The organism is Balneolaceae bacterium, assembly GCA_034521495.1.
Taxonomy (GTDB): Bacteria; Bacteroidota; Rhodothermia; order Balneolales; family Balneolaceae; genus Rhodohalobacter.
The window spans coordinates 50883-64269 of sequence record JAXHMK010000009.1 but is presented as its reverse complement, the minus strand read 5'-3'; the positions used below and the strand labels follow the sequence as shown (position 1 = coordinate 64269).

At 43.3% G+C, this 13387-nt stretch carries 16 protein-coding genes; 8 read left to right on the top strand and 8 right to left on the bottom strand.

Annotated features, from left to right (window positions below):
- The first annotated feature begins 64 nt into the window (after nucleotides 1–64).
- The 8 genes from arsS to U5K72_05200 all read left to right on the top strand — a co-directional run bounded on the left by arsS (nucleotide 65) and on the right by U5K72_05200 (nucleotide 6345).
- A complete protein-coding gene (arsS, locus tag U5K72_05235) occupies nucleotides 65–1111 on the top strand; it encodes an arsenosugar biosynthesis radical SAM (seleno)protein ArsS (protein MDZ7718207.1) in 1047 nt (348 codons plus the stop codon).
- Between the two features lie 335 nt (nucleotides 1112–1446).
- Complete coding sequence (locus U5K72_05230; GenBank protein ID MDZ7718206.1) at nucleotides 1447–1863, top strand: OsmC family protein; 417 nt, start codon at nucleotides 1447–1449, stop codon at nucleotides 1861–1863.
- A gap of 124 nt (nucleotides 1864–1987) precedes the next feature.
- Entirely contained in the window at nucleotides 1988–3160 is a 1173-nt protein-coding gene (locus U5K72_05225; GenBank protein ID MDZ7718205.1) for an aminotransferase class I/II-fold pyridoxal phosphate-dependent enzyme, read from the top strand.
- A 47-nt stretch (nucleotides 3161–3207) separates the two neighbouring features.
- Nucleotides 3208–3420, top strand: a complete 213-nt coding sequence (locus U5K72_05220) for a hypothetical protein (protein ID MDZ7718204.1) — start codon at nucleotides 3208–3210, stop codon at nucleotides 3418–3420.
- A 291-nt stretch (nucleotides 3421–3711) separates the two neighbouring features.
- Nucleotides 3712–3885, top strand: a complete 174-nt coding sequence (locus tag U5K72_05215; GenBank protein ID MDZ7718203.1) for a hypothetical protein — start codon at nucleotides 3712–3714, stop codon at nucleotides 3883–3885.
- 85 nt (nucleotides 3886–3970) lie between these two features.
- Entirely contained in the window at nucleotides 3971–5263 is a 1293-nt protein-coding gene (locus U5K72_05210) for a serine hydrolase domain-containing protein (protein ID MDZ7718202.1), read from the top strand.
- A gap of 97 nt (nucleotides 5264–5360) precedes the next feature.
- Nucleotides 5361–5720, top strand: a complete 360-nt coding sequence (locus tag U5K72_05205; GenBank protein MDZ7718201.1) for a DUF4260 domain-containing protein — start codon at nucleotides 5361–5363, stop codon at nucleotides 5718–5720.
- A gap of 481 nt (nucleotides 5721–6201) precedes the next feature.
- A complete protein-coding gene (locus U5K72_05200; protein ID MDZ7718200.1) occupies nucleotides 6202–6345 on the top strand; it encodes a hypothetical protein in 144 nt (47 codons plus the stop codon).
- Between the two features lie 101 nt (nucleotides 6346–6446).
- Here U5K72_05200 and U5K72_05195 read toward each other — a convergent pair whose 3' ends face one another.
- From U5K72_05195 to U5K72_05160, 8 genes are all read right to left on the bottom strand, one after another.
- Nucleotides 6447–8945, bottom strand: a complete 2499-nt coding sequence (locus U5K72_05195) for a heavy metal translocating P-type ATPase (GenBank protein ID MDZ7718199.1) — start codon at nucleotides 8943–8945, stop codon at nucleotides 6447–6449.
- 89 nt (nucleotides 8946–9034) lie between these two features.
- Nucleotides 9035–10033, bottom strand: a complete 999-nt coding sequence (gene gap, locus U5K72_05190) for a type I glyceraldehyde-3-phosphate dehydrogenase (GenBank protein ID MDZ7718198.1) — start codon at nucleotides 10031–10033, stop codon at nucleotides 9035–9037.
- 167 nt (nucleotides 10034–10200) lie between these two features.
- Complete coding sequence (locus U5K72_05185) at nucleotides 10201–10896, bottom strand: ankyrin repeat domain-containing protein (GenBank protein ID MDZ7718197.1); 696 nt, start codon at nucleotides 10894–10896, stop codon at nucleotides 10201–10203.
- 155 nt (nucleotides 10897–11051) lie between these two features.
- Complete coding sequence (locus tag U5K72_05180; protein ID MDZ7718196.1) at nucleotides 11052–11246, bottom strand: hypothetical protein; 195 nt, start codon at nucleotides 11244–11246, stop codon at nucleotides 11052–11054.
- Nucleotides 11247–11262: 16 nt separating this feature from the next.
- Nucleotides 11263–11976, bottom strand: coding sequence for a methionyl-tRNA formyltransferase (gene fmt / locus U5K72_05175; protein MDZ7718195.1), 714 nt, complete (start codon nucleotides 11974–11976; stop codon nucleotides 11263–11265).
- Between the two features lie 8 nt (nucleotides 11977–11984).
- Nucleotides 11985–12545, bottom strand: a complete 561-nt coding sequence (def, locus tag U5K72_05170) for a peptide deformylase (protein ID MDZ7718194.1) — start codon at nucleotides 12543–12545, stop codon at nucleotides 11985–11987.
- Between the two features lie 2 nt (nucleotides 12546–12547).
- Entirely contained in the window at nucleotides 12548–12979 is a 432-nt protein-coding gene (ruvX, locus tag U5K72_05165) for a Holliday junction resolvase RuvX (GenBank protein MDZ7718193.1), read from the bottom strand.
- The gene (locus tag U5K72_05160; protein ID MDZ7718192.1) at nucleotides 12980–13303 is read right to left on the bottom strand and encodes an HU family DNA-binding protein; all 324 of its coding nucleotides are present in this window, start codon (nucleotides 13301–13303) and stop codon (nucleotides 12980–12982) included. It abuts the gene before it with no gap.
- Between the last annotated feature and the right edge of the window lie 84 nt (nucleotides 13304–13387).

The following is a 13387-nucleotide window of genomic DNA, read 5'->3' as shown; positions in this document are numbered from 1 at the left end:
TACGCATCTATACATAATTGAGCATGTATTATAATCCAAAATAGTAATCTGCACAGTCCAATATATGAAGTCTCTTATTGCACAAAGCCATTCTCTTGCTGATCCGGAAGTCCAGCTTGACATCATCAACAATCAAACTGAAAAGGTAAAACGGCTGGAAAAGTTTGAATCGAAATTGAATGATATCGGGTTATATCCTCTGAAACCGACCGGTATTGAGATCTTCCAGATAAATGTTGGGTACATGTGTAATATGACCTGCAAACACTGCCATGTGGATGCCGGGCCGGATCGGGAGGAGATCATGACCAAAGAGACGCTTGAATACTGCCTCGAAGCTCTCAAACATTCTGATATCGAAACAGTTGATTTGACCGGTGGAGCTCCCGAGATGAATCCCCACTTCCGGTGGTTTGTGGATGAGGCATCGAAACTGGATAAACATATTATTGTCCGCTCGAATCTCACCATTTTGGATACACGAAAGTTTGAGGATCTGCCGCAGTTTATGGCAGATCGTGGTGTGGAGATTACCTGCTCTCTTCCATTTTATAACAAAAGAAGAACCGATGCCCAGCGCGGTGAAGGCACCTACGATAAATCGATGAAGGTGCTGAAAATTCTGAATGAGATAGGATACGGGAAAGAGGATACCGGTTTAGAATTAAATCTTGTCTACAATCCCGTGGGGGCATTTCTCCCGGGTGACCAGAAATCACTCAAACAGCAATACAAAGATCGTTTATGGAAAGATCATGGAATAGTATTTAATGATCTGTTTACAATTACGAACCTGCCGATCAGCCGGTATCTGAATTTCCTCGTCACAAGCGGGAATTTGGATGAATATATGGAGAAACTTGTCACATCATTCAATCCTGCTGCAGCCGAAGGTGTAATGTGCAGAAATACGATCTCCATCGGCTGGGACGGAACTCTCTACGATTGCGATTTCAACCAGATGCTGAAGATGAAAACCGAGGATGGTTCTCCACAGCACATCAAAGATTGGGATTTGGAAAGCCTCAATGATCGTGAAATCAAAACCAATCAGCATTGCTTTGGATGCACAGCCGGAGCCGGCAGCAGCTGTGGTGGGACAACTACTTAACACTTGAGCTACTCGTTTAATACTCGATCCGAAGATCCTCCTTCGGATCGCCCAGTTAAAAGCTCCGCTTCCCGTTTTTCTGACCCATCCCCTCAATCCCCTTCCCTATTCCGCAGAAGAACGGAACAAGGAAGGGGAAGTCTAAACTTTCCGGGGTTACTTGTGCCGAAGGTCCCCTTCGGCACAGCCAGTTGGAAGCTCTGCTTCCCGTAAAACGGATAACTAACCTGATACTTCGTTTACTCGGAATCAAATCAATCCATCCCCTCCTTTCATCATCAAGTCAAGAATCCCTATCTTCTTACTTGTATTAATTAAGCAATCAAATTTCTAAAATGATTAAAGTAAAACGACTTAACGATGCCGTCCACATGGAGGCAACAAACGAGGACGGTGCTACCCTTCAAATGGATGGATCGGCCAATATCGGAGGGATCAACGGCGGATTTCGCCCCATGCAGATGTTACTCGCCGCGGCTGCCGGATGCTCAACCATCGACATTGTTGGAATTCTAAAAAAACAGAAACAAAACCCGGATGATATAACCGTTGAAGTGACCGGTGATCGCCAAAAAGTTGGTACCTACTCGGAATTTAAAGCGATTCACATGCACTATATTTTTACAGGCAATGTGGATGAAAAGAAAGCCGAACGAGCGATAGATTTGTCAGTCAATAAGTACTGTTCTGTCTCTAAAACACTGGAAAAGACTGCGAAAATTACGACCAGCTTTGAGGTTGTTAATAACTAAGGAATTAGTACGCCGGTCAGCTTGACCGGCTCCAAATCTTTGTTTTAGATATTAATCTCATTTTAATCTATCAGTAACGGGCAGGCTGCCCGTTGTACAAAATCTGAACCCTGCGTCCTGAAAGATGTCAAAAAAGAAAAATTTCGAAACTGAAGCGATTCGAACACAAACCGAAACAACCGGTGAACGTGAGCATTCCACTCCGTTATACATGACCTCCAGTTTCACCTTCGAATCTGCCGAGCATGCCCGTGCACTGTTTGCCAAAGAGGTTGAGGGAAATGTGTACAGCCGTTACTCCAATCCCAATACGGATGAATTTATCAGGAAAATGTGCAAGCTGGAAGGAGCAGAAGCAGGTGTGGCCACGGGTTCGGGAATGGCGGCGATCTTCGGTTGTTTGGCTGCGCTGCTGGAGCAAGGCGATCATGTGCTGGCCTCGCGATCGCTGTTTGGATCATCTCATCAAATTCTCAGCCAGATTCTCCCGAAGTGGGGAATTACGCACACCTATGGAGATGTCAACAAACCTGAAAAGTGGGAATCTCTCATTCAGGAAAATACAAAAATGCTTTTCCTGGAAACGCCGTCCAACCCGGGATTGGATTTGATTGACCTTGAATGGGCTGGAAAATTAGCCAAGGCTCATAACTTAATTTTTGTTGTGGACAACTGTTTTGCAACACCATACCTGCAACGCCCGATTGAGTTTGGAGCCGACCTGGTTCAGCATTCCGCCACAAAATTTATCGACGGACAGGGACGTGCCATCGGCGGAGTGATTTTGGGGAGTGAAAAATATATGGAAGAGATCGAGTTCTTTACGCGGAATACTGGTCCGGCTCTATCCCCGTTTAATGCCTGGTTGTTCAGCAAAAGCCTGGAAACCCTCCCGGTTCGCATGGAACGTCACTGCGACAATGCCGAAGCTTTGGCCAATTTTTTGGGCGATCACAACGATGTGAATTTTGTGAAGTATCCGCATCATAAGGATCATCCGCAGTTGGAGCTTGCCAAAAAACAGATGAAACGCGGCGGCGGAGTGGTATGCTTTGAAATCGATGGCGGATTCGACAGAGCCAAATCATTCATCGATAAAATTAACATGATGTCGCGTTCTGCCAATTTGGGCGATACCCGAACGATTGTGACTCATCCCGCATCAACCACCCATTCCAAACTGACCGAAGAGGAGCGCCAGGCCGTGGGAATTACTCCCGGCTTGATTCGGATTGCGGTGGGGCTTGAGAATAGTGAGGATATTATTGGAGATGTGGAGCAGGCGTTGGAAAACTGATATTTTCGCCAATTGTTGTCAGAATAAATATTATTTATATTTCCGTTATGACGATTGAACAAAAGAAAATATCGCTTATCAACTGGATCACAAATTTGGAAGATGAATCTGTAATTGACCAAATAGAAGATTTTCGAAGCTCAACTCTCAGTGAATTACCCAAAGAAATCGTGGAACTTCTTGAGATTTCAGATGCAACCAAAGAAGAAGATTGCATTGAACATACGAGTTCAAGAGACCTTCTAAACAGGCAACGATGAAAGTCGTTTGGACGCCAGTCGGGATAAAATCACTGGGAGAGACTGTAAATTTCATTACAGAACTTTGGGATAGCCAGGTAGCAGATAAATTTTTAAATCAACTGGATTATCGGATTGAGCAAATACAACACAATCCGGAAATAGCCCCACCCTTTAAAAACAGTGAGTTTCGACAACTACTAATCCATAAATCAGTTTCTCTGTTTTACAGGAGCAATTCCAAATACATCAAAATCTTATTGGTCTGGGATAACAGACAAGACCCATCTCAACTATTTGAAAAATTAACTGATGCTTTACGTCAGTAAAATGCAAGTTACAGATCGTAAATCCACCACACATTCCAAACTGACTGAAGACGAGCACCAGGCAGATGTAAATACTCCGGATTTGATACGGATTGCTGTGATCCTGGAAAGTGCCGAGAATATTCTTGGAGATGTGGAGCAGGCGTTGGGCAGTTAAGCTTCAGAATTTGCATTTGATCTTAACTGATTCATTTTTTCTGCTATATTAGTGGAGAATAACTGTCTAACAAAAACCCACTAATATGCGATACCTGATTGCCATAATCTTTGTCTTCTCTTCATTTAATAGCTACGCCCAAACCGAATCGATCCTCTACTCGCCGCCTCTTGCTGAGGGAGTTGCTGAAGATGCGGGGATGTCTGACGAGCGCCTTTCCCGAATCGATGATATGATCCAAAATGCCATCGACCAAAACCAAATTCCCGGTGCCGTAGCGCTTGTAGCCAGAGATGGAGAAATCGTTTACAAAAAAGCGTTTGGAATGGCGGATAACCAAGCCGGTCGTGAGTTACAAACAGATACCATTTTCCGAATTGCATCCCAAACCAAGGCGATCACCTCGACGGCTGTGATGATGTTATGGGAAAAGGGATTGTTCAGGTTGGATGACCCCATTTCTGAATACCTCCCAATTTTCGGCGATGCTCAAATCCTGGATACGTTTAATTCCGAAGATACTACCTATACAACAGTTCCTGCTGAAAATCAGATTACCATTCGTCATCTTCTCACTCACACGTCCGGAATTGGTTATGGCGTGATTGACGGTGATGAACGCATGCGGATGATCTATGAAAAAGCCGGTGTAACGGATCTGTTTACCACAGAAGATATCACCATTGAAGAGAGCATAACCAAACTCGCCAAACTTCCGCTTCATCATGAGCCGGGATCAAAATTTACCTACAGCGAAGGCCTGGATGTACTGGGATATTTTATTGAGGAGATCTCCGGCATGCCGTTTGATGAGTATTTGAGAACACACATTTTTGATCCGCTTGGCATGGATGATACCTGGTTCTACCTTCCCGAATCTAAGCATGACAGATTGGTTACCGTGCAGCGCAAAGATGAGAATGGTGATTGGGAACCCTACCCTGTTACGTTTTACGATCCCGATTACCCAAGAACGGGCGAAATGACATTCTTCTCAGGCGGGGCCGGCCTCTCCAGTACCGTTGAAGATTACGCCAAATTCCTGCAGATGTATTTGAATAACGGTGAGTACGACGGAACACGACTCCTCAGCAGAACCACGGTCAACTTTATGATGCAAAACCAAGTCGGTGATCTTTTGGGCGACGGCGGTACCGATTACGGACTGGCGTTCGGTTTGATTGACGAAAAAGGCGAAGCGATGGGCGGCCGCGGAAGCCTCGGCACATTTGATTGGGGAGGATACTTCAATACCCAGTATTTTGCGGATCCAAATGAAAATCTAATTGGCCTGATCTTCAAACAAACCCAAGGCCCAACCGGAGACCAAACCGGCTGGAAGTTCCGGCAGTTGGTGTTCCAGGCGATTGATGATTAATTCATTTCTCAGCGTTCCTCAGCGTTCACTGCGGTTATTAATTAAACCGCTGAGGGCGCGGTGAAACGCGGAGCTTAGTATTTAACAAATGCGCACTATGAAAAACCTCATTAAACTCGAAGAAATTGCCATGTTCGGCTTTTCTATTGTTCTTTTTAGCATGACTGACTTTGCATGGTGGTGGTACGCCCTGCTGATTCTCGCTCCTGATATTGGAATGCTTGGCTACCTTGCAGGAAACCAAGTTGGAGCATGGACGTACAACCTGTTCCACCACAAAGCTGTGGCGATTCTTGTTTTATGCCTCGGATGGTATCTTGGGAATGCATGGCTCGAACTGGCAGGCATTATCCTGTTTGGCCATTCAAGCCTGGACAGGATTATCGGATATGGACTAAAATTTGTGGACAGTTTTAAGCATACACATTTGGGGTGGATTGATTCTGGATCTGACTAATATCAGAGATGAAATCAGGTGAAATTTGGAACTTAGTTTTTCGGGTTGATAACTTATGAAAGAGATACAGATAAAAAAATATGTTAGATACTTATTTGGCGTATCTATCCTATTGTTTATCCTGAACAAGCTGTACTAAGGCCCTGGATATTAGAAAATGAATGGTCAGGATTTGTATTAATACTTACCAACTCCATCCCAAATTTATTAGAAGCAATAATAGGGACTCTTCTCCTGACTGGAATTCTCTTACAGATACATCAATCATTTATCAAAAAAACGAGCACGATTAAGGATATACAGATCCATATTTGTGCAGTTGTTATAGCTGCAATATATGTTCTATCCCAGGAACTAAAATTTCATAACCTTGGAGGGAACAACGTCTATGATACGTTCGATCTGATTGCTTCAATAACGGGATTAACGGGAACCTTTATAGTTATTCAGATATTTGGGTATGTGTATAAAAAATAAAAGCATGCTACAGCAACAATTAACTGACGATGAGAAAATAGCCATTGACGAAGGAATTCAAGATGCCGAATCCGATAATCTGCACTCGAGCAGTGAAGCCAGTCAACTCGTTAAGAAATGGGTAAAAAGAGATCAATCTCAGGCTTAAAATTCCATAGGTTTGTCACAGAGTTTATAAAATTGTTTTAACACCACCCCTAAATCCCCTCTCCCCGAAGAAAAAACGCGACTGGCAAGAGGACTTTGGAATCAACTCACAGCCATCATCGGCGGACGAAACCGCTTCAACCGTAACGCATTTCCCAGCACAAACACGCTTGAAACGGCCATCGCTCCGGCAGCAAAGATTGGAGAGAGAAGAATTCCGAACGCCGGATAGAGTGCGCCGGCAGCCAGGGGAATTAGAATAATGTTGTAGATAAACGCCCAGAACAGGTTCTCTTTGATGTTTCGAATGGTGGATTGAGAAAGCGCAATGGCATTCGGTACGTTTCGAAGATCGCCTGACATGAGGACCACTTCGGCACTTTCAATGGCAATATCCGTTCCGGTTCCAATGGCAATTCCCACATCAGCCTGGGCAAGTGCGGGTGCGTCGTTGATGCCGTCTCCCACAAACGCCACTTTCTTGCCTCGTTCCTGGAGCTGTTTCACCGCATTCGATTTGCCATCCGGTAACACTTCTGCAATCACATCATCAATACCAAGTTCATTGGCAATTGCCCGTGCAGTTTGCTCTTTATCGCCTGTCAGCATCACCACTTCAAGATCCAGATCATGCAATGCCCGGATAGCCGCTGGCGTGGTTTCTTTGATGGAATCGGCCACAGCTAATATCGCAGCCACCTTATTATCAACTGCAACATAAACGGGTGTTTTCCCTTCATCAGACAACCCGTTTGCTTTCTCTTCAAACTGGCTCAGGTGTAAGCCGGCGTCTCTTATCAATCGGTCTGCCCCAATTAAAATCTGTTTTCCGTCAACGACAGCTTCAATACCAAAACCGGTTCTTGAGTTAAAATCAGAAACCTCAACCAAGTCTAACTCTTTCTCTTTTGCTGCCTGAACAATCGCTTCCCCGATGGGATGTTCAGAGCTTTTCTCCACCGAAGCCACCCATTGTAGTATTTGACTGGAATCGAAGCCATTCACTGTTTGCAGATCGGTCAATTCGGGCTGACCTTTTGTGAGGGTACCGGTTTTATCGAGAATAATCGTATCTGTATTTCGAAGGGCCTGAAGTGCATCACCCTGACGGAACAGCACTCCCATTTCAGCCGCTTTCCCGGTTCCCACCATGATAGACGTAGGTGTAGCCAAACCCATTGCACATGGACAAGCGATAATCAAAACAGCTACCGCATTTACCAATGCAAACGTAAGCGCAGGGTCGGGGCCCCAGATTAACCATATTCCAAATGTAATGATTGCCAGTGTAATCACCGTCGGAACAAAGTAGTGGGTCACTTTATTCACCATCGACTGAATGGGCAGTTTGGATCCCTGAGCTTCCTCAACCATCTGCACGATTTGAGCCAGAACCGTATCCGCCCCTATTTTTGTCGCTTTAAACCAAAGGCTTCCATTTTTGTTGATGGTTCCTCCTATGACTTCATCACCCTTTGTCTTCTGAACCGGAATCGGCTCACCGGAAATCATCGACTCGTCAATATAAGATTCGCCATCTACCACTTCACCATCTACCGGAATTTTCTCACCGGGTCGAACAATAACAGTATCGCCAATCTGTACATTTTCAACCGGCAGATCCATCTCCTGTCCGTTTCGTACAATCCGTGCATTTTTGGCCTGAAGATTCAGGAGCCGCTTAATCGCTTCACTGGTCCGCCCTTTAGCGATGGCTTCCATATATCGGCCGGCCAAAATAAGCGTCACAATAACGGCCGAGGCCTCATAATAGACATTCACCGTTCCGCTTGGCAGTAGTTGTGGCAGAAAAGTAGCGACAACTGAATATCCATAGGCGGCAGTGGTACCCAGCATCACAAGAGAGTTCATGTCCGGAGTTCCTTTCACCAAAGACGGCCAGCCTTTTTTGTAAAATCTCAAACCGGGGCCAAACTGAACTACACTTGCCAATACAAAAAACAGGTAGTACAGGTTTTGTGAGCTGACCGTGCTTTCCAGCCAGTTCCCTACCGGCGTTATAAAATGAGATGCCATCTCAATCAAAAAGATAGGAATACTAAAAGCCGCAGCAATGATAAGAGAACGTTTTATATCTTTTAATTCCCGGTCTTTCTCCTCTTTTTTTCTATCAAGCCGGTCATCTTCGGGAGTGATCAGTTCTGCCTGGTAACCTGTATCCTGAATAGATTCTATAATCTTTGAGGCATTCGTTGCTCCTGAATAAAATTGCACTGTTGCTTTTTCAGTAGCCAGATTCACAGAAACCTCTTTTACACCCGGCGTATTTTTAATGGCACTTTCTACATTTCCAACACAAGATGCACAACTCATCCCCTTTACATCAATCTGAAGAGTTTCCAGCCTGGGATTATAACCCGCATTTTCAATGGCTTCCACAATCTTTTGGGTATCCAATTTTTTTTGATAGGACACCTTTGCTTTTTCAGTAGCCAAATTCACCGATGTATCGGTCACACCCGGAACTTCTTTAATAGCATCTTCAACTCTCGATACGCAAGAAGCACAATGCATCCCCTCCACATCTATCATAAAGGATTTGTTTTTAGAGGTGTCCGGATCTTTTTTGAGTGTCTCCATAGATTCAATAAAGAGAAAAATTTTTGCAGATAAAAAAACCCGTTTCGAATGACTCCGAAACGGGTTTCAATAATTACGAACGAGTTTGTTTATACAATTCGTGTAATCAGTTCAGCAGTTCGTGCGGAGTAACCAGCTTCGTTGTCGTACCAGCCAATTACTTTCACAAGGTTACCATCTACTTTAATGGTTCCGCTGTCGAAAATACAGGAGTGTGGGTTTCCAATGATATCAGTTGAAACCAGCTCTTCTTCACTGTATTCCAGGATTCCTTTCATAGAACCTTCCGCTGCTTTTTTAAACGCAGCCAATACTTCTTCTTCAGTTGTATCTTGTTTTACAACAGCTGTAAAGTCAGTCAGAGATCCATCGGGTACCGGAACACGAATTGCACCACCATCTAATTTACCATCCAGATGTGGAAGTACTTTCCCTACGGCAACGGCTGCGCCTGTAGTAGTTGGTACAATATTGTGCGCTGCTGCCCTGGCTCGTCGAAGATCCTTGTGAGGGCCGTCAACCAATTGCTGGTCTCCTGTATATGCATGAATGGTTGACATAAATCCTTTTTCAATACCAAATGCTTCATCCAGTACTTTAGCCATCGGTGCCAGACAATTTGTAGTACAACTGGCATTGGAATAAAGTTTTCCATCTTTATCAATGGCATCATCATTTACTCCAAGCACAATCATTGGGATATCAGCAGATCCGGGAGCTGAAATAATTACTTTTTTAGCACCTGCTTCAATATGTTTGCTTGCACTTTCTGAGTCACGGAAAAATCCAGTTGACTCTATAATTACTTCTGCACCGCGATCTCCCCATTTTAAGTTTGCAGGATCTCTTTCTGCGGTCACACCAATTTTATTGCCATTTATCACAAGATTACTGCCATCTGCATAAACCTCACCATCAAACTTTCCATGTACAGAATCGTTTTTAAACAGGTGAGCCAGTGTTTTGGCATCGGTCAGGTCGTTAATACCTACAACTTCAACTTTATCACTTTCATTTTTTAGGATCGCCCGCATAACAAGCCGTCCAATACGTCCAAATCCGTTAATACCTACTTTTACTTTAGCCATAAATTATTACTCCGTTTCAATTCAAATTAGTTGATTTGATTGTATTCTTTTAATCATCTCAAAATAACTGTTTATTTGTTCCCTTTCCATTTTTATGGAAATTGAAAGCGCTTCTAATTACAGTTAAAACTTAGTTTTACAATATATTAAGATGTGAGAATACTTTTTTAAATATCTTCGTCAAGATCTACATCATCCGGCATCTCATCGTCCGAGATTAGCTCATCTACATCCGGAGTATCGTCTCCCACATCATCCTCTTCATCTTCTTCCTCCTGTACAGGGCTGCTCTGTTTAATTTGAGCTTTTGCACCTGCCCGGCGTAACTGTATGGCTATATCAGAATTATCGTTATCTATCGCAATGTTGAGTGCAGTATCGCCATTTTTATCTTTTTTCCGAACGTTTGCTCCTGAATCGAGCAGAAGTTTTACCACAGCAGAATGCCCTTCTCTTGCGGCAAGCATTAATGCTGTTTGCCCCCATCTCTGTTTTGCATTAACATCTGCACCGGATTCAATTAATACTTTTACCGCCTCCGGATTACCTTCGCGGGCAGCTACAATCAAGGCTAAATCTCCAATTGGTGTACCGTTATCCAACAAATACTTCATCATCTCGATGTTTCCGTTCTCAGCGGCCCTGTTGAGAGCTGTTCCTCCCATCTTGGTTTGAATGGCGGGATCCGCGCCATGTTCAATCAGATACTTTACAACCTCCATGTGTTCCCCTTCAGCAGCATAAATTAAAGCCGAAGATCCATTTTTACTGGTTTCATTAATATCTGCTCCCTCTTCAATAAGCTCATTAGCTTGTTTTAAATTTCCATCCCGGGCAGCTTGTAATAAAGGTGAAAGCTCCATGTTTACCTATATTTAATCTTTATTATATTTTTTTTATCTCGTTAAAATACTTGATGGGTATATCTCAAAAAAAGTTGTTTTAGTCAACTTCCCACTGTCAAAAACATCTTTTTTTTAATCATCGATTCAACCGCAACAAAAACGGTTTTTATACCCTATTGTAATTGAATATCAAGATCATATCCATTCGCAAATTCCTTACCGGCCATTCTTTTTGTGCCGGGTAGTTGCAGTGTTACAATTTCAATGGCACCATCTCCGCAGCCAACAAATAACTTTCCATCTTTAAAATGAAGTTTACCCGGTTTTAGTTTCACATCATCAGCTGGTTTTGATCTATAAATATTCATTTTTTTTTCATCATAGCTACACCATGCTGTAGGAAAGGGACTCAGTCCCACGAATAAAATTGTGAACTTCTTTCGCGGGCTTACTAAAATCAATGTGTGTATTTTCATTGTAGAGTTTTGGCGCCGGTGTTGCCAGTTCGTGATTTTGAGGTGTTGGTTCAACAGTTCCATCTGCTATTCGATTGATCGATTGAACCAACAGATCTGCACCCGATTTTTTAAGACGATTGTAAACATCTCCGGTTGTTTCAAACAGATCGATAACTGTTCGGTTCTGTGCGATAATTTTTCCTGTATCCACTTTTTTATCCAGAAAAAATACAGTACAGCCAGTCTCTTTTTCTCCTTTGATAATCGCCCAGTGGATGGGTGCAGCTCCCCGGTATTTTGGTAATAGTGATGCATGCAGATTCACAGAACCAATAGAGGGAATCTCTAAAACAGAGGCCGGTAAAATTCGAAATGCTACAACAACAAAAAGGTCCGGTTTTAACTCTTTGAGTTGATTATGAAACGAATCTGAGTTCAAATCATCAACATCAATCGTTTGGAGATCCAGTTCAATTGCCCTCTTTTTAACCGGCGTAGGTGCTGGTTTTCGGCCTCTTCCCCTTCGTTTATCAGGATTGCTGACAACAGCGAGGATATTATGCTTCGATTCATGAATTTTTTCAAGGCTGGGAATCGCAAAATCGGGCGATCCCATAAAAACAATATTGAGTGACCGCATGATTGTACCTACGATTTAGAAACCAGTGGATAATCTGTTTCCAGTTTGCCCTTGTCAATTTTTTTGAGAGTAGATTTGTGAAGTCTCCGTTTAAATGCACTCAGATAATCCAGGAAAAGTACACCCTGCAGATGATCGTACTCATGCTGAATCACTCTTGCTATCCAGCCTGATGTCTCCATGGTTTGCTCGTTGAAATCCCGGTCTTTATACCTCACCGTTATGGATTTGGGCCTTGAAACATCATCTCTCACCTCCGGAATACTCAGGCACCCCTCTTCAAGTTTTACTTTTTCTTCATCCTCTTTTATGATTTCCGGATTGATCAATGTGACAGGCCCGATGTTCGGCTCATCATCTACCTCTTCGGTTATGGAATCCGCATCCATCACAAAAAGCTGTATGGATTTTCCAATCTGAGGAGCTGCAAGTCCAACTCCGCTGGCTTGATACATGGTTTCAAACATGTTATCAATCAGGGTCTGAAGCTTTTCACTATTTTCTGAGACCGGTTCGGTTTTCTGTTTTAGAATTGGGTCGTTGTATGTAACTATAGGTAAAACTGACATTTCTAAATTTCGGGATGTGCTTCCAGGAACTGCTGTAAAATCAAGGCTGCTGCAGCCTGATCTACCCTTCCCTTTTCGCTACGTTTCTTTTTAGGTACACCTGCATCAACCAATAACTTTAAAGCCTGGCGCGAGGTGTAACGTTCGTCCATTTTGTAGATTTTAATATCTCTGAATTTTTTTTTCAGAGATTGAATATAATTCTTTACTAACTCAGTAGCATCAGTGGGATCTCCCTGAGGGGTTAAAGGCCACCCTACAACGATGGCCTTCACAGGACCTTCTGTTTGTACCTGCTTTTCTATCTCCCTGATGGATTGATCCGGCGGAAAGGTGCCAAATGGATTTGCATTTGTTCTGAGCAGATCGGTTCGGGCTAAACCCACTCGTTTACTGCCCACATCCACACCTAAAATTCTACCGAATTCAGACAATCAATCGTCTCCTTTCACCTCGCTCAGAGGTTTTTTCAAGAACTTCTTCAGCTTTTTGCTCGGCTTAAAATGTGTCTTTCTGTGAGCCGGTACGTAGATCACTTCGTTGGTTTTGGGGTTACGTGCTTTTGGTTTCGCTTTTGTTTCTTTTACCTCGAACACCCCAAAATTTCTGAGCTCAATTCTACAGGTAGGATCGGCAGCCATCATCTTGTCTCTTAAAGATTCGATAACAGATTCTACCCATGGTTCTGCCTGGTTTAGGGGCACATCCATTTTATCAGCAACTGCGCGTACAATATCACGTTTTGTGTAAGTAACCATCCTATTTTATTCTTTTTTTTAGTCGCTCTGTCTAATTAATATCGAACACTATAACATCAACAAAAATAACAAGATTTGCAGTAA